Origin of the sequence: Parabacteroides chongii (assembly GCF_029581355.1) — a bacterium.
GTDB lineage: Bacteria > Bacteroidota > Bacteroidia > Bacteroidales > Tannerellaceae > Parabacteroides > Parabacteroides chongii.
The window spans coordinates 2911565-2932747 of sequence record NZ_CP120849.1; the positions used below are offsets into that span (position 1 = coordinate 2911565).

At 43.3% G+C, this 21183-nt stretch carries 12 protein-coding genes; 8 read left to right on the forward strand and 4 right to left on the reverse strand.

Translation table 11 applies throughout. From position 1 onward, the window contains the following. Positions 1–3 precede the first annotated feature (3 nt). Both P3L47_RS10735 and P3L47_RS10740 read left to right on the forward strand, forming a co-directional pair. Positions 4–2253 (forward strand): glycoside hydrolase family protein, encoded by a 2250-nt coding sequence (locus P3L47_RS10735; protein ID WP_277783616.1) that lies wholly within the window; start codon positions 4–6, stop codon positions 2251–2253. A gap of 16 nt (positions 2254–2269) precedes the next feature. Continuing rightward, entirely contained in the window at positions 2270–4378 is a 2109-nt protein-coding gene (locus tag P3L47_RS10740; RefSeq protein ID WP_277783617.1) for a hypothetical protein, read from the forward strand. A 123-nt stretch (positions 4379–4501) separates the two neighbouring features. Here P3L47_RS10740 and P3L47_RS10745 read toward each other — a convergent pair whose 3' ends face one another. Next, on the reverse strand, positions 4502–5392 hold the full coding sequence (locus tag P3L47_RS10745; protein ID WP_277783618.1) for an AraC family transcriptional regulator: 891 nt from the start codon (positions 5390–5392) through the stop codon (positions 4502–4504). A gap of 148 nt (positions 5393–5540) precedes the next feature. On the opposite strand from P3L47_RS10745, the gene P3L47_RS10750 reads away from it, so the two are divergent. Further along, positions 5541–7883, forward strand: a complete 2343-nt coding sequence (locus P3L47_RS10750; protein ID WP_277783619.1) for a glycoside hydrolase family 3 N-terminal domain-containing protein — start codon at positions 5541–5543, stop codon at positions 7881–7883. Between the two features lie 111 nt (positions 7884–7994). Further along, entirely contained in the window at positions 7995–10889 is a 2895-nt protein-coding gene (locus P3L47_RS10755) for a glycoside hydrolase family 38 N-terminal domain-containing protein (RefSeq protein WP_277783620.1), read from the forward strand. Between the two features lie 106 nt (positions 10890–10995). Here the strand turns inward: P3L47_RS10755 and P3L47_RS10760 are convergent, their stop codons facing one another. From P3L47_RS10760 to P3L47_RS10770, 3 genes are all read right to left on the reverse strand, one after another. Continuing rightward, positions 10996–12021, reverse strand: a complete 1026-nt coding sequence (locus P3L47_RS10760) for a uroporphyrinogen decarboxylase family protein (RefSeq protein ID WP_277783621.1) — start codon at positions 12019–12021, stop codon at positions 10996–10998. Positions 12022–12032: 11 nt separating this feature from the next. Continuing rightward, a complete protein-coding gene (locus P3L47_RS10765; RefSeq protein WP_277783622.1) occupies positions 12033–13361 on the reverse strand; it encodes a sugar porter family MFS transporter in 1329 nt (442 codons plus the stop codon). Between the two features lie 65 nt (positions 13362–13426). After that, the gene (locus P3L47_RS10770) at positions 13427–14296 is read right to left on the reverse strand and encodes an AraC family transcriptional regulator (RefSeq protein ID WP_277783623.1); all 870 of its coding nucleotides are present in this window, start codon (positions 14294–14296) and stop codon (positions 13427–13429) included. A 201-nt stretch (positions 14297–14497) separates the two neighbouring features. On the opposite strand from P3L47_RS10770, the gene P3L47_RS10775 reads away from it, so the two are divergent. The 4 genes from P3L47_RS10775 (at position 14498) to P3L47_RS10790 (ending at position 21133) form a co-directional block, all read left to right on the forward strand. Then, the gene (locus tag P3L47_RS10775; protein WP_277783624.1) at positions 14498–15253 is read left to right on the forward strand and encodes a DNA-binding domain-containing protein; all 756 of its coding nucleotides are present in this window, start codon (positions 14498–14500) and stop codon (positions 15251–15253) included. A 142-nt stretch (positions 15254–15395) separates the two neighbouring features. Then, on the forward strand, positions 15396–16763 hold the full coding sequence (locus tag P3L47_RS10780; RefSeq protein ID WP_277783625.1) for a Gfo/Idh/MocA family protein: 1368 nt from the start codon (positions 15396–15398) through the stop codon (positions 16761–16763). Between the two features lie 117 nt (positions 16764–16880). Beyond that, entirely contained in the window at positions 16881–18797 is a 1917-nt protein-coding gene (locus tag P3L47_RS10785) for a right-handed parallel beta-helix repeat-containing protein (RefSeq protein WP_277783626.1), read from the forward strand. A 23-nt stretch (positions 18798–18820) separates the two neighbouring features. Continuing rightward, positions 18821–21133, forward strand: coding sequence for a glycoside hydrolase family 3 N-terminal domain-containing protein (locus P3L47_RS10790; protein WP_277783627.1), 2313 nt, complete (start codon positions 18821–18823; stop codon positions 21131–21133). Positions 21134–21183: the final 50 nt, after the last annotated feature.

The window sequence follows — 21183 nt, forward strand, 5'->3', positions numbered from 1 at the left end:
ATCATGAGAAACAAATTAATTATTACTGGTTTATGGATGGCATCGGTATTTTCGTTGAGTAGTGCTTATGCTACAGGGGATATCAAACCTTTGGTAAGATACCATCAAAATAATAAAGTAGTAGCTTCTACCTCTTTTGAGGAGAAGGGAACTTCGATAGTAACAGACTCCAAAGGGTGTCAGTGGGTATTGAGAACAGATAAACAACAGGTACCGGGCGATAAAACAGCACTTGATTATACGTTTACTTGGGAGTTGAAAAAAGGCAAAGCAGAGAATGTCTCGTTTGCCGTAGATTTTAAAATGGACGAATGGACGCCGGATAATTATGTCTTTGTCCCTGCTATCGTTTATGACGGGAACCGGTTTGCTACCAAGAATATCGGTTATCCTCCTTTTTGGTATGACAAAGCCGAGTGGCGTGTGGATATGCCTACGACTGTCACCTCTTCTCAGCCTACATTGGGCAGGAAAGGCGAACCGTCTAAACCGATTGAGTTGACTTCCGGTAATGCATCCACTCCTTTGATGGCTTACTTCTCGGAAAAGGATCGTAAGGCTTGGATGGTGCAGACCAGTCAGGGAAATGATTTAGGGGATTATGGTTTGACCATAAAGGAAAATGAAGATCGTTCGGAGGCTATTTTTTCTATTACGGCTCCTGTTACACGTACAGGCAATGGAGATGATATTCCGGCAACTCTGAAAGAGGGAGAAAGCGTGTCTATCTCTTGTCGTGTGTACGACTTTAAAGCAAAGCGGTTGAATGATATGATGGATCGTTTTGTAGAGGTTCGTAAGGATTTCAATAGGAGTGAACGTCATGACGTGGTACCTTATAGCCATTTGTGGACGTTGATGAACAATCTGTACCAAACTCGTCGCTGGGATGACCGTATCAATATGTATTGGTTGAGTGATGTAAAAGATAAAGCAACCTGGAACTTCATTTGGCAACTGGGGTGGTGCGGAGGTGGCCAGGCTACTTATCCTATCCTTTTGAGGGGTACTGATTCAGACAAGGAACGTGCCATGAAGAACCTGGATGCTATTTATGATCGCACGCAAGCCAAGTCCGGTTTCTTTTATGCCTATGGCGATGGCAAAGAGTTCTATGGATTTGGGTACGGGAAGCCATTGGATGATAATGTAACCTTTGTTCGTTCGCAAGGTGACTGGTTGTACCTTGCGCAATTACAGATGAATCTGCTGAAGTCGAGGGGAGAACAGATAAAAAATTCTTGGAAGGAAGGTACACGCAAGCAGGCGGATGCTTTTGTTCGTCTATGGGATAAATATGGTCAGTTCGGTCAGTTCGTAGATGTGGAGACTGGTGATATTTGTATAGGTAATTCATGTGCCGGGGCTATTGTTCCTTCCGGTTTGGCTATGGCGGCTAAGACCTATAATAACCCGCGTTACCTGGAGGTAGCCATATTAGGAGGACGTTGGTTCTATGATAAGTATGTCAAGAAGGGCTATACTACCGGGGGGCCGGGTGAGATTTTGTCAACACCGGATAGTGAGTCGGCTTTTGCTTTATTCGAGTCTTTTACGGTGCTTTATGAAGAGACGGGGGATAAAGAGTGGTTACGATATGCGGCAGAATTGTTGCCGGTTTGTGCCAGCTGGACGGTCTCTTACGACTTTCACTTTCCTAAAGGATCAGCTATGGAGAAAGCGGGTGCTCATGCAACCGGTGCGGTTTGGGCGAGCGTAGCCAACAAACATGGTGCACCTGGTATATGTACTTGGTCCGGACATAGTTTGTTGAAATATTATCGTGCGACGGCAGACAGGCGTGCACTTGATTTGTTGGAAGATATAGCCCATGGATTACCTCAATATGTCAGTCGCCAGGAATGCCCGATCGGTTCCATGCCTTGGGGAGGAATGTGTGAACGTGTCAATTTGAGTGACTGGGAAGGTAAAGGTGGAGTTGGCGGCAATATCTTTGCCTCTTGCTCTTGGTGTGAAGTGGGTGCCTTGTTGACAGTTACCCAGATTCCAAGTATTTATGTGCAAACAGACCGGCAGGAGGTTACTGTATTCGACCACCTGAAGGTAGAAAAGATGAGAAGTAGCGATGGACGTATGACGCTGAAAGTAACTAATCCTACTGTTTATCCGGCCGAAGTAAAAATCTATTCGGAAACTTCCAAAGAGGCACGTAAGACGCTTATGCCAACAGACGTGGTCGGTATGAAGTCGCTCTATTTGAATCCGGGTGAAACAAAGGAGGTGAATATCTAATACATACGATAGGATAATGAATATAAAAAAGATCTGTTTATCATGGGGCTTGTCGCTATTAGCGATAGCCCTGTTGGTGCAATGCAATAGCAAGCCTGTATCTATACAGGTGAAAGGATTTCCGGAGTCGGCTGCTATTCTTTTTGCACAAAAGGAACTCTCTGATTTTATGACGCAGGCAATGGAACAGGAGAAAGTGAGCGAAAAGTTCTCTTTTGACTTCGTCTGCGATACGAGCTTCCATAAAGGGGAGTTTGCCTGCAAAGCGGCTTCTCCCAACCACTTTGTGCTGAGTGGTGGAGATGCCATGTCCCTTTCCCATGCCGTTTACACTTTGTTGGAAACATTGGGATATACATTTGATATATCTCAAACAATGGTCCCGGAACAGTTTGATTTTGATGCAATCCGCCAGGTGGATATAAAAACAGTCCCTAAAGTACGTTGGAGAGGAATTCGTCAACATGTTAATTTCCCGATGGATATCTCTTCATACCCGATGGATGAGGCGAAAGAATACGTGAATAATTTAGTTCGTTTGCGGTTTAATAAATTGGCTGTTCATAGTTATCCCGGGTTTTGGCATGAACAGCCCCAGGGTGATTCTATTCTCTATGGAGGAAATTACTTCTATGATAGTCCTCACTATTATAAGGATAATGAATCCATAAAAAAGCATGTCCGCTTTAATGATTCGCTGTTCTGTATTCCTTCTATGGAAAAGATCTATTTCGACAAGCCGCTTAAAAGTAAGAAGTCGATGGAGTGGATGAACGAATTATTGACCTATGCCAAAAGCCTGGGCTTACAGATACAATTTTCTATTGAACCGCGTCAGCTGCCGTTGGAGCAAACAGTGTCAACGGCTAAAGAAATATTGAAAGCCTATCCGGCTATCGATGCTTTGGAGTTGATCACGGAAGAGATGGGTGGCTGGGGACCTTGTTGCACGAAAGAAGAGGTGGTGGAAACGCTGACGAAGTATTTCGGGGAAACAATCCTGAATGATACTCTGATTCAGTCTACTACATTGGCTCCTCAGGCTGATTTGAATGCTTTGTATTCTCAACTGGGGAATAACATGGAAGCGGTTAAGCAATTGAAACAGGACACGAGCTTGTTTTCTAAAGAATTTAAGCTGGGTATCTATTGTACGACCGGTTATTCGAAAGCCGCTTATCACCTTGTTCGTAAAATGATGCCGGAGGTTGTTGTAGCCGTTATGCCTTCTCATGGAAGTGATGGGGTAAACCGGGCAGTCCGCAATAACATACAAGCTATATCGGATATGAAGTCTACGGAAATTTATTCATGGATTGAGTTTGACGGATTGATGTACCTGCAACAGAATGCGATCGAGGGTATTAACGGTTTATTTGCATATACCGACCATTTGATGGGAGACGAGCAATTACCATCTGTTTGTTTCAACCATTGGCGTACTTGTGAGAATCGGGTAACGGCACGTTTTGCCTCTGAAGTAGTCTTGAATGGTTCCATGCGATTGGATGATTTTTATCAGGCATACGCCCGTCGACTCGGAATAACTTCTCCGGAAGCTTTTGCTGCTGTCATGAAAGAAATCAATCAGTTGGATAGCTTCTCTACCGGTGGTTTAGGCAACATTGGCTTTTGCTGGACAGGCGGTTGGCGGCATGCGGGTTTATTCAAATGGATGAACGTAGACAACATAGATAAGGCAATGGTTGGATATGAGTCTGCTGACCGGCAACTGATTGGCTTGTTGGATAAAACTTCTTCTCAATCTGCTCGTGATGTCTTGAGCTTGTTGGAAAATAAAACAGCGGCAACCGTTATTTATCTGAAAGCCTTTAAAGTAGCGACAGCAATCAGAACAATCGATGAACAGAAGATGACCGCAAAAGATAAACAATGTGTCGTCGATATTTGTAATGAAGCATTGACTGTTTTTGAAGAGTATATCGATAAGTACGCGGAATTATTACCGGACAGAGGCTCCGAAGGTGTCATCGTCAGTGTCTGGAACTCGCCGATGTACGGCTTGAAGTTGATTCGTCAGAATCTGGGAGGTGTACCTTTGGAAGATAGCTGGCATAATGAAAATCCGGTAGACAGTCCTCCGCTACCGATCCATAATGAATGAAAGTGGAAAGAAATAGCTGCCACACCTGTCTAAACTGGCTGCAGCAGCCAATTTCAGTAGCTGCCGCAGTGGTTTTGAGTGGCTGCCGCAGCTACAGAAAATGACTGCAGCAGCTATTTCTTGTTATAACTTGAAATTCTGCTTTCTGAACTCTAGTGGAGAAACCCCCATCACATTGGAAAACGTACGGGAAAAGTATTGAGACTCTTTAAAGCCAAGCTTGTGAGCTATCTGATTCACCTTCATATCTGTCTGGATCAGGAGCTTGCAGGCTTTGTCTATTTTCAGGCGGATGAAATAGTCCATTGGGGGATGTCCGATCTCTTTGACAAATTTACGGTAGAAGTAGGATTCCGAATAACCGCAGAAGTTGGCAAAGTCCGTAATCTTCAGGTTCGATTCGATATTATCATTCATGAAATGTACTACCCGGTTGATCACGTTTTCCGAATATTCCTTTTGGCGGAACTGCTTGCGATAAATATTGATAAAAAGGAACGATCCCAGGAAATGAGCAAAACATAGATTGGCATAATGCATATGATCCATGTCCGTACTCTCATTCAGAGTATTGAACATCTCTTCAAACAAATCGATCCGTTCCTCTATCCGCGACTGTGCTGAGGGAGGAACCGACGTTGGCTTATCGAAACGGGAGGAGAAAAGAGGCGCTTTGCTTCCTCTGAAATGTAACCAGTAAATGGTCCAGGGATTTTCTTCGTCTGCTCCGTAAGCATGCGGAATGTGGCGTGGAAGTATGATGAATTGATTAGCCTCCAGTATTTTCCGTTTTCCGTATAATTCGACCCATCCCCGTCCGTCCTTGCAATAAATGAACAGATATTCGTCACATCCTTCGGGACGGTTTATATAATGGTGGGAAGCACGAGCAAAAAAGCCCATGGAATAAAGATACAGGTCGCCTGTGAGGGGACTGTCTTCCATCAGATTGATCATAGGGATCGGCAGATAGATGAAACGTTCGCCGGAAAAACCAAGTTCTACTTTTGCCATAATACATATAATAATCGGGTTGACACTGTAAAGTAAGCAATAATAATCCACGGAATAAGCAATTATTTGCTATTTATTATCGAAATGGTTATTTATATTTTTGTTTTAACTTACACTTCATGTGCAGTATAGAAAAACAAACGATATCATGAAAAGAAAAACAATGCTGTTATGCCTATCCCTAAGTTGTAGTTTAGGCATTCATTCTCTGGCGGCCACGTCAGATTTTCCTTACAAAAATCCGAAATTATCCGTAGAACAACGCGTCAGTGATTTGCTGGGACGTATGACGTTGGAAGAAAAAGTAGGCCAGTTGAATATGAAAAGTCTGAACCGGCTGAAAATAGACAAAAAGGGAAAGGTGACGGTCGGTTCCTTGGATTCCCTTTTCAATGGTGAGAGTATCGGTTGCCTGGAAAGTCCCTTTATCGAACACGAAAAGATTGCGGTTTATTCGGAAGCAGCCGACCAATATCTGCGGACAAAGACCCGGTTGGGTATCCCCGCCATTCAGATTGCCGAGTGTCTGCACGGACATATGGCACTGGGGGCAACTATTTTCCCTCAATCGATCGGCTTGGGCTCGACATGGAATCCGGAGTTGATCCGGGAAATGGCTGGCGTGATAGCCGAGGAAGCCCTGCTCGCCGGTGTGGATCAGGCTCTTTCTCCTTTGTTCGACATAGCCAGAGATCCCCGCTACGGACGTGTCGAAGAATGCTATGGGGAGGACCCTTATCTGGTAAAGGAGATGGGGGTAGCTTTTGTGAAAGGGTTACAAGGTGAGCCGGAACAGTCCGCAAAGGGGATAGCTCCCGGGAAGCTGGCAGCTATGGGAAAGCATTTTGTTGCCTATTCCAAACCGGAAGCCGGAATTAATATTGCTCCGGCATTGGTTGGAGAAAGAGAATTGAGGGAAGATCACCTGTATCCTTTTGAGGCAGCGGTGAAAGAGGCCAATATCTATAGTATTATGCCTGGTTACCATGAGATAGACGGCGTGCCTATCCATGCCAGTAAATGGTTGTTGAAGGATGTACTTCGCGATGAATGGGGATTCAAAGGATATATCTTCTCCGACTATGGGGCTATAGGTATGATGAATTATCTCCACCATACAGCCGACGGACCAAAGGAAACAGGCTTTCAGGCCATAACAGCCGGAGTGGATGTGGAAGCTCCCAGTGCATACGGATATAAACATTTGGTAGAACTGGTCAAGGAGGGTCGGTTACCTGAGTCGGTTATTGACGAGCGTGTAAGGTGTGTTCTTACGATGAAATTTAAGATGGGACTGTTCGATCGTCCCTTTAAAGTGCATAAAAACGATCAACAGAAAGTCCATACGAAGGAAAATGTGGATTTGGCAAGGCGTATAGCTGAGGAGTCTATTGTTTTGTTACAAAATAATGATAACATACTGCCATTGGATAAAAGCAAACTGAAATCTTTGGCTGTGATCGGTCCGAATGCCGATAAAGTGCAGTTTGGTGATTACAGTCCTACGAAAAATAACGACTATGGTGTTACTGTCCTTCAGGGATTAAGGGAATACCTAGGGGATGAGGTAAAGGTCAATTACGCTCTCGGCTGTGGTATCACATCGTTGTTTACCGACAGTATCGATTCGGCAGTAGAGATTGCAAAGAATAGTGATGCGGTTGTATTGGTACTGGGTGGTACAAGCCAAACACTTTCGGGTATTGGCTGGGGTGATGAAAACTCCAAAGAACTGGCTACGTGCGGTGAAGGCTATGATCGTAACGAATTGGATTTTCCAGGTGTTCAGCCACAACTGCTCGAAGCCGTTGCCGCTACCGGTAAACCGATCGTGCTTGTGATGATAAACGGTCGTCCGCTGACGATTGGCGAAGAGGCGAAGAAGGTGAATGCGGTTGTCGAAGCCTGGTATCCGGGAGAGAGAGGTGGAGAGGCTGTAGCGCGTATACTGTTTGGAGAGGTCAATCCTTCCGGTCGTCTTAGCATGACCTTTCCTCCAACGACAGGGCATATACCTATGTATGCTGCTCAGAAACCATCTGCCAGAGGTTTCTACAAGAGTCCGGGAACGCCGGAAAATCCCGGTCGTGATTATGTCTTTGCACATCCGAAACCCTTGTTCTGCTTTGGTCATGGTATGAGCTATACTACATTCGAATATAAAAACATGCATATAAAAGAAGCGGACGATGTGGTGAAGGTTACTTGCGAACTAGCCAACACAGGTAAGCGTGACGGGGCAGAGGTCGCGCAGTTATATATCCGTGATGTGGTGAGTAGCACCAGTACACCGCTAAAGGCTCTTAAAGCTTTTAAGAAAGTATATCTTAAAGCTGGTGAGACAAAGACAATCGAGCTTGTCGTGAAAAAGGAAGATCTGAAGGTATGGAATCCGGAGATGAAGAAAGTATTGGAGCCGGGCGAGTTTAAGGTGATGATAGGTTCTTCGGTTGAGGATATCAGGTTGGATGGCAGTTTTGAGGTGATGTAAACGAGATATCGCAAGATAGTACAAGTAAACAATAATAATGTCTATTGTACAGTAAATAAGAACGTCTTTATTTTGTATGATAAATAAATTGCTAATCTAATAAGTAGTATAATGAAAAAGCGAATAGGATTCTGTTTATTGATATTGGCCTTGTCTGCCACTGTTCAGGCTGACATAAAACCCGGTGCGATCGATTATATCGTACGCCCGCTTTATGGTTACAGGGCCGACGGTGCACCCGGACGTATTGTAACGGTCCGGTTGAAAGGAGAGGAACTGAAAGGTGATCTTTCGGTCGAAGTGATAACCAAGGGGAAAACAGAAAAGAACCATTTTGTATTGAATGCGAAAGACTCGACAGAAGTAGATGTTATGTTACCTGCCACAGTACCTACAGAGAAGAAGTCGGAAGTCACATTTGTCCTCCGTGGGGCGGATAAGACATACAAGCAAAAGGTCAGTATTACCCCTATGCGTCACTGGAATGTTTATCTGTACAACCATGCCCACGTGGATATAGGTTATACAAATACGCATAAGAACGTAGAGCAGCTTCATAAAAACAATATCATTGAAGGAATAAAACTGGCGGAAGAGACGAAGAATCATCCCGACGGTGCCCGTTTTGTTTGGAATCCGGAAGTAGGCTGGCCTATGGAGCGGTTGTGGCAATCCAATCCGGAGATGCGTGACGAACTGGTTGAGGCTATGAAGAAAGGGCAGATATGTCTGGATGCCAGCTATCTGAATCTGAATACCAGTACCTGTGCCGATGAGGAATTGTTCCATGTCTTCAAGTTTACCCGCGAGATGCAACGGTTGAGCGGAGTTCCTTCGGATGTTTTCCAGCAGTTCGATATACCGGGTATGTCGTGGGGATTGATTCCGGTTATGGCACAGGAGGGCGTTAAGTATATTATCTCATGGCCGAATACTGACCGCGCAGGAAATGCTCATAAAAATATGGATGGAAAACCCTTTTGGTGGGTAGGTCCCGACGGCAAGTCGAAAGTCTTGTTCCTTCAGCCGGGCGGTTATGCCAATAGTGGCAGTATGGGAAAAGGCGGAGAGACCGGACGTCCGTGGTTCGGACAACGTGACCCGGCAAAAGTGCCGAAAGTGATCCGTATGGGATATGCCAATGTCGATTTTACCGAGAAACTGACGGCGTTGGAAAAAGAGAATTATCCGTATGATTATACCGTTCTTTCCTGGTCGTTGTGGGATAATAATCCGCTGGATGCCGATGTCCCTTTTGCGGTGAAAGAGTGGAATGAGAAATATGCTTATCCGAAAATCATTATCAGCGGCGGTCATGAAATCATGTCGATGATAGAAGAGAAGTACGGTGACCAGTTGCCGGTCGTTTCCGGTGACTATACCGAATACTGGACGGACGGTCTGGGTACGGCTGCCGGCCTGACAGCCAAGAACCGGAATGCCAAGGAGAAATTGGTGCAGGCAGAAACAATTTGGTCCATGCTGGCAGACGGAGGAAAAGCTCCGCGCGAAGATTTCGATGAGGCCTGGCGTTATATCCTGTTAGGTTCGGAACATACCTGGTGTTTTGAGAACCCAACCGAACCCTATTTCCAGGATGCCATTTGGAAAGTGAAACAGTCTTACTTCCATGAAGCCGAAGACCGTTCGATCGATATGCTGGATGAATCGCTGGCTCCTGCCACGGATAAGTCGAATGGGGCATTGGGGCCTAAGGAAGGTCCGTCAAACGGAGGTATCGCTGTCTTTAATACGCATTCATGGCCGCAGAGCGGTGTGATTAGGCTGACGGCAAAAGAAAGTCTGAAAGGGGATAAAGTAGTCGATCAGAATGGTAAAGAGCTTCTTTCCCAACGTCTTTCTACCGGTGAGTTGTTGGTCTATGTGCCGGAAGTACCTGCACTGAGTTCCCGTCATTTCCGTGTAGTGGAAGGCAAATGCTCTTTGTCGGGCAGTTGTAAAATAGAAGGAACGACACTGAAGAACGATTGTCTGACGGTTCATGTGGATCGGACAACCGGTAATATAGTTTCTTTATTGAAGAAAGGTTCTGAATATAACTATATCGCCCAGGGAGCCAATACCTTCTCCTGGTTACCGGCGAATGTGGATGCTCCGCAAGCGGATACGGTATTGTCTGTATCCGTCGTCGAAGAAGGTCCTTTGGCTGTAGAACTGTGTGTAACATCGAAGGCAACCGGTTGTCGGAGTGTCTCCCGTTCTGTCCGTTTGCAGGCTGGGCAGCCGTGGGTGGAAATCTCCAATGTCGTAGATAAATTGCCTTTGGTGGAGAAAGACGGCATTCATTTTGGCTTTGCCTTCAATCTACCGAATTCAAAGACTCGCGTGGATATTCCGTGGGGCGTGATGGAAGTGGAGAAAGACCAGTGGCCGCAAGGTAACCGTAACTGGCTGGCGATGCAACGATGGCTGGATGTTTCGAATGCGACACATGGCGTAACCTGGTGTTCGCTGGATGCTCCTTTGTTTGAATACGGCGATCGTTATGCCAATATCGCAATGGGCTGGGGAGGCCAGGGAAACTGGGTAACCAAACTTGAACCCAGTTCAACAGTCTATTCCTGGGCGATGAATAATCACTGGCATACCAACTTCCCGTTGACACAGGATGGTCCTGTTCAGTTCCGTTATCGTTTGTATCCGCACGAAGCCTACGATGTGGTGGAAGCCAACCGTTTCGGTATGGAACAGTCTCAGCCGCTGGTATATGTTACAGCTGACAAAGATCCGCAGGTGCAGCCTTTGATTGCTATCGACAATCAGATGGTTTATTCAACGATCATTAAATCCCTGGAAACCGATCATACTTTGATCGTCCGTCTCCGTTCCCTGTCCGACAAAGAGGAAAGTGTAAAACTATCTTTCCCTAAAAAGACCCCGGCACGTGTCTCTGTCTGCGATCGGGAGGAGATAGCCGGAGAAAGAACTGACGGCAATTTGGTAATGGCTCCGTACGGACAAATCACATTGAGATTGGAATACTAAGATGCGTTTTTTGAGATAGTAGTGCTAGCAGGGGTAGCACAGTTGTGTTACCCTATTCAGGACAGTAGTGTTAGGAGTCCCCACACTACTGTCCTATTTTTGTAAGTTAGTAAGTATACTCCCGTGCTGTCTGAATCATTGCGAACAGGTTCTCAGAAGGTGTTGTTGAGGGAATGGCACAACCGGCATTTAATATAAATCGGGGATTATCTTTGAATATGTTCAGTAACTCTGAGGTCTTTTCTCTGACTAATTGAGGTGTACCGAATGCCAGTACTCCGGCTGGATCAATATTTCCGGCAAAAACTGTTGTTCCACGCATTTTTTCTTCCGCCAGATGGATGTTCGTTTTATAATCCAGTTCCAGTACATCAGCTCCACATGTAATCATTTGATCGATAATAATATCCGTATTACCACAAATATGTAACAGATATGGGATTTCCAATTGATGAGCGTATTCACAAACTTTCTTTTCGTATGGGAGTGCGAACCTTCCGTACATATCAGGAGATAACATAGAAGGACCGGCCGGACTATCACCGTTTGAAACCATATCGGCTCCGGCTTCTTTCATCATTCGAATAAATTGTGAAGTCGCTTCATAACAATAGTCCAGTAGTGCAAAAACAGATTCTTCCTCTTCCAGGCATAAGTCTATCATCATATTCTCTACGCCGCGGAGCATTGTCGCCAACGAGAATGGTGCTTGGTCACAATTCCCACGTATATAAATTTCACCTTTGAAGTGAGTTTTTAATAAGGTTACAGCTTCACACCAGATATTTGCGTATCGGTAACTTTGTATGTCAACCGGTTTTAATTGGTCGACTTCAGCCAATGATGCTAAGATTCCTTCATGAGAGCGAGCCGGTTCTGTCTTCGGAAAGTCAACGTTTACGCCACACGCACCAGCAAGTGTAACCGTGTCGATATCTACCACAACTCCATCATATTGATATTTTTCTACGGCACGGATAAAGCATTCGGCTATCACCCGTGGGTCGTTGCGGAACTGTTCCATCGTGTATCCGGCTTCGCTGACAGCCATCATAAAATTGTGCAGCATTATTGGGGTCTTGTCCGGTTGCTTGCCGGAAAGAGCCGCTTGGATTCTTTCGTATCCTGTCATGTTAATTCTATTTATGAGTTTTCTTTTTCGATTTCTTCCAGTGACTTGTTTCTTGTTTCAAACAGATATTTCTTAAAGAAAAAGTATCCGGCGAGGGTTGTAACAGAGAAGAACGCAAAACAATATCCTCCGCCATTTGGTAATGCTCCGGTTGCTATAGGGAACAAAAATGAGATTCCTCCGTTCACGATCCAGTTTGAAAGAGAGCCTATTGACATGCCTTGCGACCGGATGCTATTCGGGAATATTTCTCCCAATAAAACCCAGGAAACAGCTCCCATGGAAGAGGCAAATAGGGCAACGAAACTAACCAGAGACACTAATAATATCCACGCCGGGAATCCTGTATTGAAATAAGATAATGCTAATACTGCCAGCACAATGGACATACCAGCCGTACCGAAGAGAAGGAGCTTCCTTCGTCCCAATTTATCTATCAAAGATTTTGCCAGTAAAGTAAATGTCAGATTAGTCAAGCCGATGATAACTGTTTGCCCGATAGCAGCGTCTGTTGAAAATCCTGCAGCTCTGAATATATCGGTCGCATAATACATGACGATGGCTATACCGGATAATTGACTGAAAACACCGACCGCAATGCCTATCAGCATGAATCGTAGATTGGGTTTTCTGAATAAAGGTATGTGCACTTGTTTATTAGGATCTTGTTTATGGAGAGAGGTTTGTATCTCCTTGATTAATCTCCTGCTAGTTTCTGGTGAATTATATCCGGATAATACAACTTCTGCTTCTTGTATATATTCTCGCTGAACAAGCCATCGAGGACTGCGCTGTGCTTTAAGTAATAATAAAAAGAAAAGCCCGGAAGGAATAGCCATCGATAAAAACATATAACGCCAGTTATGTTCCCCTGTGTCAATTAATAAATAATCGACGAAGAAAGCTGCTAATATACCGACGACAACTCCTAATTGAAAGTTGATGGTTGAACTTCCGCGCTTTTCAGGAGGTGTAATTTCAGAAAGGTAGATAGGCATAGTTACGGAAACTACCCCAACGGCAATACCTCCTAATATTCTGGCAATGACGAACATCGTAAAATCATAGGCGAATCCGGTTCCCAATGCAGATACAAAAAACAATAAAGCTGCCATTTTCATTGTATCTCTGCGGCCAAACTTATCAGTAGGCCAGCTGGCAAGTGTCGCTCCAATGATACATCCGACCAGGCCGGAACTGACTGACCAGCCGACCATTGCATCCGACAGATCGAAATGGGAAGTAAAAAACGGCATGGCCCCATTAATTACAGCCGTATCGTAACCGAAAAGCATTCCGCCCAGTATGGCTATCCAAAAATATAAGATATGTGTTTTCATGGAATTATTTTTTCACAAAAGTAACTCCAATGGATTAATTTATATTTAAATACTGTATTATAGCACTATTTTGAAGTATTGTTTTTCTTTTTATGAAAAGTGGGAGAATAACCATTGTATTGTTTGAATACAGTGGAGAAATAAGCAGGTGAAGAAAACCCGAGATCATAAGCGATGTCTTTGATTGAGGATTTGCTATCTTCCATCATTTCGTGTGCTTTTTCTATTTTTTTACGGATGATGTATTCGGAAGGAGGTATGCCTGTTTCTTCTTTAAACAGATGTTTGAACCTGGATACGGAGAGATTACATTTATTTGCAAGAAATTCCAAATCCAGTATTTCAAAGAGGTTTTCATCTATATAATGGATGATTTTTGTTATGCGGTCACTGTATGCCCTGCCTGAACTTTTTTCTCCAGCGTGTATGATGTGTAGTAAAAGGGATACGAGTAGATTGTTTAGCTCCATCTTACTAAGAGGATCTTTGTTTTGAAAGTAAATTTGTATGATTTTTTGAAGCAAACGTTCACATTCACTTCCTCCTTTGAATAGTCGTTTGGGTAGTTGCAACAGCCTGGAAAATAGTTCAAAGGCATCCGGATAGTTTAATCCTAAATAATCTTTTTCCTCTTCAGGTCTTTTCAGAACCATCCAGTAAAGAACGCCTTTTTCTTCAGGAACCTCACCTGTTCCATGTATTTCATTGGGAAAAGCAATGAAAATGTCTCCTCCATATAATCTGAACGTGTTGTTACCAACGAAGTATTCCTGACTTCCTTTTGCCAAATAACAAATTTCGATCATATCCGAGTGGGTATGAGTGGGAAGTATCGTTTGCGTGTTAACATAATTATATCTGCCAAATTCGTCAAAAACTTCTATTCCATGTTTTTTCATGTCTAATATCAAACGGCTGATTTCTCTGTTTCTCATCTATGTCATCGATTTTAAGGATATGTACGGGACAAATATAGAAAGAAAGTAAGAATAGAAGTATTAATCTGAAAAAAACATTCAAAATAGTGCTATGATATTTCTTTGAATCCATAAGTCATTCACTAGCTCTACATTTGCAAATGTAAATCATATTATCATGAAACAGGAAGAGCTAAAAACTTCCATAAACACACTATTATGCAAAATAAATTAAAAGGCTGGATCGCACCTAACACGGTTACAAAGGATCCTAATGACAAAATTCTTATTTTGGATGCTGCCGGTAATGTAGAACTGGAACAAATCTACAAAGAAATGCGTGAAGAAGATACGGGCTTACGCCAGGAAACTTTGGTTCATGTTGTTAATCTTTACGAACGTATTGTTGCCCGTTTTTTGATGAATGGTTATAATGTGAGTACTGGATTGTTTTATGCAGTTCCTCGTTTTACAGGTTTGATAGAAAGTGGACGCTGGAATCCGAACAAGAACAGTATTTATGTTTCTTTCAACCAGAATAAAGTTCTGCGTGAAGAAATCGCGAAGACAGAGGTGGTTATACAGGGTGAAAAGAATGATGTGATGTATATTCTTGAAACCGAAGATAAAAAGACAGGACTGAAGGACGGTCGGATGACTCCGGGACGCAACTTCGTTATCCGCGGTTCACATATTAAAGTAGTGGGTGAAGATGCTTCGGTCGGGGTTACATTCCGTAAAAAGACCGATGACACGACCGTCAAACTGGAAGAGGACATGTTTGGTACAAATAATCCGTCCGAATTGATATTTATTGTTCCGTCCGAATTGTCTGATGGTGATTATGAATTGATAATAACTACTCAATATACTAAGAATAGTGGTTTGTTGTTGAAAGAACCTCGTTCGGTATCTGTTCCGGTCTATGTGGGCGAGAAATCGGATGAAGAAGACGATCGTCCGGTGATAGAATAACCGGACTTTTATCGGTTTTTACTGACTCCGACCCTTCCCTAACACTAGGGAATGCGTTTCCTTAGTACTAGGGAAGGGGCTTCCTTAGTGCTGGAGAAGAGGTGGAGTGTTATCTAATAAACAATCATAAAACAAATAGATCATGAAACGGAGGGATTTTTTAAGAAACACAGGCTTGTTGGCCTCTTCATCTGTTATTTTTGGACATACAGAATTGTTGGAAGCCAAGCAGGTCGAAGCAGCTAAAGTCATGTCGGCAGCACCGGATGACTTGGATGCGAAATTGGATAAACCATTAACTGCCGTTATTATAGGAGCTGGAAGTCGTGGAAATACGTATGCGCTATATGCAGACCGCTATCCGGGATCGCTTCAGATAGTGGGCGTATCCGATATCAATGAGTTTCGTAGGAAAGGAATGGGCGACCGTTTCTCGGTGAAAGCCTCTCATCGATTTGGTGATTGGAGCGAGGTGTTCAAACAACCTAAATTTGCTGACATTATGATTATCACTACTCCAGATTACCTGCATTATGAACCTTGTATGAAGGCTTTGGAGATGGGGTATCATGTGTTGTTGGAAAAACCAGCAGCACAGACCGAAAAAGAATGTACCGATATCTTAAAGCAATCCCGTAAATATAATCGTATTGTCGCTATTTGTCATGTGCTCAGATATGCACCTTATTTTAAGGCTCTTAAAGAGACGGTTGATTCCGGGAAAATCGGTGAGTTGGTCAGTATCCAGCATTTGGAGCCTATCGAGCGTATCCATTTCTCCCATTCGTATGTGCGGGGAAATTGGAATAACTCCAAGAAAACAACCCCTGCCGTCATTTCAAAATCGTGTCATGATTTGGATATTTTGCGTTGGATTGTCGGGAAACCCTGTAAGGAAGTGACTGCTTTCGGTTCTCTTTCGTATTTCAAATCTTCTAAAGCTCCGAAAGGGGCAGCCAAGCGTTGTTTGGATTGTCCGATAGAGGCACAATGTGCTTTTTCAGCTAAAAGGGTTTATTATGATAGACGGGATTGGCTGAATGTCTTTGATTTGAGCGGAGATAGGCAACAACAGGGCGAACAGATTCTCTCTTATTTGCGTACCACCGATTACGGGCGTTGTGTATTTTATTCAGACAATGACCAACCGGATCATTTTATCATGAATATGAAGTTTGAAAACGATGTAACGGTTGCATTTTCGATGGAAGCACTGACCTCTTATGCCGGTCGTCGTACACGCATTATGGGAACAAAAGGGGATATTGTAGGTGATATGCAAACATTTACTTTAACAGATTTTCTGACTGGTAAGCAGGAGAAGTGGGGTACGGATATCAGTGACGGACATGGTGGAGGTGACTTACGCTTGGTAAGAGATTTGTTGTGGGCTGTTGATAAGGAAGACGAGTCGCTTTTGACTAGTACTATTGAAGCCTCCATAGAAAGCCATGTGATGGGGTTCAAGGCGGAAGAATCGCGGTTAAATGGTACGATTGAAAAGTTGTAAAGTATGTGAAATAGTTCTGAAGTAGCAATAATAATCCATAAAAAAGGATGTTTTTTGCTATTCTTTAACATAATTACACGGTGTAATTTTGCTCCGTTTTACGAAAGATAGAATATCATGAAGAAAGGATTATTGTTTTTTATGCTTATGGCAAGTTGTACTATTGGATGGGCTAAAGAGTACCATGTGGCAGTAACAGGTAGCGATGTGGATGAAGGTAGCGCAACAACTCCCTTGCGAACAATCAATGCGGCTGCCCAGAAAGCTTTGCCTGGTGATACGATTACGGTGCATGCCGGAATTTATCGGGAATGGGTGAATCCTCTTTATGGTGGTACAAGCGATTATCAACGAATACTTTATCGGGCAGCAGAAGGAGAATTGGTTGAAATCAAAGGCTCTGAATTAATAAAAGGATGGAAAAAGGAAAAGAAAGGTAATGGGGTATGGAAAGTTATATTACCCAATAGCTTTTTCGGTAATTATAATCCTTATACGGAAGAATTATTCGGTGATTGGTTTGCTGATGGGGGGAGGGTGCATCATACAGGAGATGTTTATTTGAATGATTGTTCGTTGTATGAAGTGCCGAGCGTTGAGAAAGTAATCAACCCGGATACAATTCGGAGTGTTCGTGATCCGGAAGGAACACAACGGGTATGGTCGGCTGTTGTCGACAAAGAGAACACAACCATTTATGCCCATTTCGGAGACCTGGATCCTAATAAAGAGACGGTGGAGATTGCCGTACGTCCAACCTGCTTTTATCCAACCCGTCAAGGTTTGAACTATATTACGATTCGAGGATTCCGGGTAAGTCAGGCGGCTACTCAATGGGCGGCTCCTACGGCGGAACAGGTGGGGATGATTGCTGCGCACTGGTGTAAAGGATGGATTATTGAAAACAATATCTTGAAGAACTCACGTTGCAACGGTATTAGTTTAGGAAAAGAATGTAGTACAGGTCATAATGTGGATGCTATCGATCCAGTGAAACAAATAGATGGTTCATTACATTATATAGAAGTTATTTTTAATACGCTTCGAAACGGTTGGAGCCGTGATAATATTGGTTCTCATATTGTTCGCAACAATACGATTTCGGATTGCGAGCAGACGGGTATCGTTGGTAGTATGGGGGGAGCTTTTAGTGAGATATACGGAAACCATATTTATAATATCTATGTAAAAAGACAATTCGGAGGTGCTGAAATGGGAGGTATTAAACTTCATGCACCGGTTGATACCTATATTCATCATAATGTGATTCATAATGTGGGTACCTTTGGGTTATGGTTGGATTGGATGGCGCAAGGTACGCGGGTGTCATCCAATACATTCTATGAGAATTGGCAGGAAGATATGGTTGTGGAGGTTAATCATGGTCCTTATATTATTGATAATAATCTGTTTTTGTCTGAGCGTGCTGTTTTGGAGTATTCCGATGGCGGTGCTTTTATCAATAACTTGTTTGTCGGTAGCATTACTGCCCGTGGCGATGCCCGTTTTACTCCTTATCATTTGAACCATTCAACAGAGATAAAAGGGGTGGCAGCGATAGCTGGTGGTGATCATCGCTATTATAATAATCTCTTTGTCGGACGAGGAGGAGAGAAGCCGAAAGCCGGCTGTTGTGGCGGTTTTTTCGACTATGGGTTAAGTGCCTACGATTCAGCTAAAATGCCGATAACGGCTAGTGGCAATCTGTTCGTGAATGGTGCCAGATCCCTTTCCGGTAAAGAGGCGGGTGTTGTTTGTAACGATTCAGAGCTTCAGTATGGAATAGAAGAGGATGAAAAGGGAATTTATTTTCATTTGAATATGAATGCAATTTCATTTAAATCAGTAAAAACAGTTTGGGTGGATACGAAAAAGTTGGGAATGACGAAACAAACAGCTCTTCCTTATGACTGCCCTGACGGAAGTCCGTTGGTTTTTGATACTGATTTTCTGGGTAACACTCGTTCTGTAACTCCAACAGTGGGACCTTTTGAAAATTTATCACATAATACTATTCGAATAAAGATTAGATAAGAGAAAAATCATCCGTTAATATAATGAGAATAAATTTAGTTAGAGTAGTACTAATTCTTTTCGTTTTAGGCTGCTCCCGGGGAGCATACGCTCAAAAATATAAAGATCCTAAGATTTCAACAGAAGAACGTGTAGACGATTTGTTGTCGCGAATGACTCTGGATGAAAAACTTTCTCAGATGGGAATGATCAAATTAGATCAAGCCGGTAAAGGAATGGAGGTAGGTGTGGGAGCTTGCGAAAGTCCTTTTATTGGGGCCGAAGAGGTTGTCCGTCTTTCTATTAAAGCAAAACGTTTTTTTCGCGACAGTACCCGATTAGGGATTCCTCCCATTCAGATAGCTGAATGTTTGCATGGCTTTTTATCACATGGTTCGACTGTTTTTCCACAGGCTATTGCACAAGGAAGTACCTGGAATCCTTCTTTGATCAAAGAGATGGCTTCTGTTATTGCATTGGAAGCCAGTAGTGCTGGTGTAGATCAGGCCTTATCTCCTTTATTCGATATTATCAGGGACCCGAGGTATGGGAGGGTTGAAGAATGTTATGGAGAAGATGCTTATCTTGTGGGAGAGATAGGTAGCGCTTTTGTTTGTGGTATGCAGGGTGATCCTGATCAGACAAAAGAACGGATTGCGGATAATAAATTGATGTGTACGGCTAAACATTTTGCAGCCTATTCTGTACCGGTTGCGGGTATAAATCTGGGACCTACATCAATAGGAGAGCGGGAATTGAGAACATCACATTTACCGGCTTTTCAGAAAGCCGTTCAAGATGCTAATATATATTCTGTGATGCCTTCTTACAATGAGATGGATGGAATAGCAGCCCATGAAAGTAAGTTTTTGCTGAAACAAGTATTGAGAGATGAATGGGGATTTCAGGGATATGTGTTTTCTGATTACGGAGCAATAGATATGCTTCATTCTTTCCATAAGACAGCAACCGATCGGAAAGATGCTGCCATGAAAGCGGTAATAGCGGGTGTTGATTTAGATAATACACGTATTAGCTATTTGAGCTTGAAAGAACGCGTACAAAGTGGAGAACTTCCGGAAGCAGTGATAGATACATGTGTCAAACGAATTTTGCGTGTCAAATTTAAAGCCGGTCTGTTCGAAAAAAGCTATCCTGATCCTAAGGTTACTAAACAGGTAATAGGAAATAAGGAGCATAAGGAATTGACTCAGAGGGTAGCGGAAGAGTCGGTTATCTTGTTGAAGAATGAGGCATCCTTACTTCCGCTCGATCGAAAATCCTTGAAGTCTATCGCTGTATTAGGGCCTAATGCAGATCAGGTGCAATATGGTGATTATAGCTATACCAAAGATAATGCATCCGGGGTGACTGTATTGCAGGGAATAAAGGAACTGGCAGGGAAAGATATCTCGGTAAAATATGCCAAAGGTTGTTCTATTTCGGGGATGAGCAAAGATGGCTTTGCTGAAGCTGTTGATGCAGCGAAAGCATCCGACGTTGTCATCTTTGTAATGGGGGAAACAAGTTCTATCCTGTCCGGTATCGGTTGGGGGGATGAGTCTACCAATAAGACTGAAGACCCCAATACTTGTGGGGAGGGATTTGATGTGACAAATATAGATCCTTATGGTGTACAGCGTGAATTATTACAGGAAATATATAGGTTAGGTAAACCGATTGTTTTGGTTATGGTGCATGGTCGTCCCTGGTCAATCACATGGGAAAAAGATAATATTCCGGCTATTCTGGAAGCTTGGTACCCGGGTGAAAAAGGGGGGACGGCTATTGCCCGCATTTTGTTTGGTGAAGTAAATCCATCCGGTCGTTTATCTGTAAGTGTTCCTCAAAGTGTAGGACATATCCCTGTATTTTATAATCATAAACCGTCTGGAAGAGGATTTTATCATTCACCGGGAACGACAGATAGACCTGGTCGTGATTATGTTTTTGCCTCTACGGATCCATTATTTTCTTTCGGTTTTGGATTGTCTTATACGACGTTTGAGTATTCCGATATGAAAGTGTCAAAGAATAATTTTGGTGCAGCAGATATCGTGTCTGTCTCTTTAAATGTGACGAATACGGGAAAACGGGAAGGAAAAGAGGTTGCTCAGTTATATTTCCGTGATATCGTAAGTTCTGTATCTGTTCCTGTTAAGCAATTGATTGGTTTTGAGAAAGTACTATTGGCTCCGGGGGAAACCAAACGTATTACATTTAAAATATCGCCTAAGGATCTGGCTTTGTGGAACGAGGATATGCAGTTTGTCACAGAGCCGGGCTTATTTGAAATTATGGCCGGGCGGTCGGCTGATGATATACTTTTAAGAGAAAATATAGAGTATGTTGAATGATAGGGATAGATAGTGATTTGAGGGTTGTACTATACTGTTAATAGGAGATG

Bases quoted from the DNA above. Each gene is read 5' to 3' on its own strand.
- P3L47_RS10740 (WP_277783617.1), top strand. From the start codon at position 2,270: ATGAATATAAAAAAGATCTGTTTATCATGGGGCTTGTCGCTATTAGCG.
- P3L47_RS10790 (WP_277783627.1), top strand. From the start codon at position 18,821: ATGAGAATAAATTTAGTTAGAGTAGTACTAATTCTTTTCGTTTTAGGC.
- P3L47_RS10755 (WP_277783620.1), top strand. From the start codon at position 7,995: ATGAAAAAGCGAATAGGATTCTGTTTATTGATATTGGCCTTGTCTGCC.
- P3L47_RS10770 (WP_277783623.1), bottom strand. From the start codon at position 14,296: ATGAGAAACAGAGAAATCAGCCGTTTGATATTAGACATGAAAAAACAT.
- P3L47_RS10775 (WP_277783624.1), top strand. From the start codon at position 14,498: ATGCAAAATAAATTAAAAGGCTGGATCGCACCTAACACGGTTACAAAG.
- P3L47_RS10750 (WP_277783619.1), top strand. From the start codon at position 5,541: ATGAAAAGAAAAACAATGCTGTTATGCCTATCCCTAAGTTGTAGTTTA.
- P3L47_RS10745 (WP_277783618.1), bottom strand. From the start codon at position 5,392: ATGGCAAAAGTAGAACTTGGTTTTTCCGGCGAACGTTTCATCTATCTG.
- P3L47_RS10765 (WP_277783622.1), bottom strand. From the start codon at position 13,361: ATGAAAACACATATCTTATATTTTTGGATAGCCATACTGGGCGGAATG.
- P3L47_RS10735 (WP_277783616.1), top strand. From the start codon at position 4: ATGAGAAACAAATTAATTATTACTGGTTTATGGATGGCATCGGTATTT.
- P3L47_RS10780 (WP_277783625.1), top strand. From the start codon at position 15,396: ATGAAACGGAGGGATTTTTTAAGAAACACAGGCTTGTTGGCCTCTTCA.
- P3L47_RS10785 (WP_277783626.1), top strand. From the start codon at position 16,881: ATGAAGAAAGGATTATTGTTTTTTATGCTTATGGCAAGTTGTACTATT.
- P3L47_RS10760 (WP_277783621.1), bottom strand. From the start codon at position 12,021: ATGACAGGATACGAAAGAATCCAAGCGGCTCTTTCCGGCAAGCAACCG.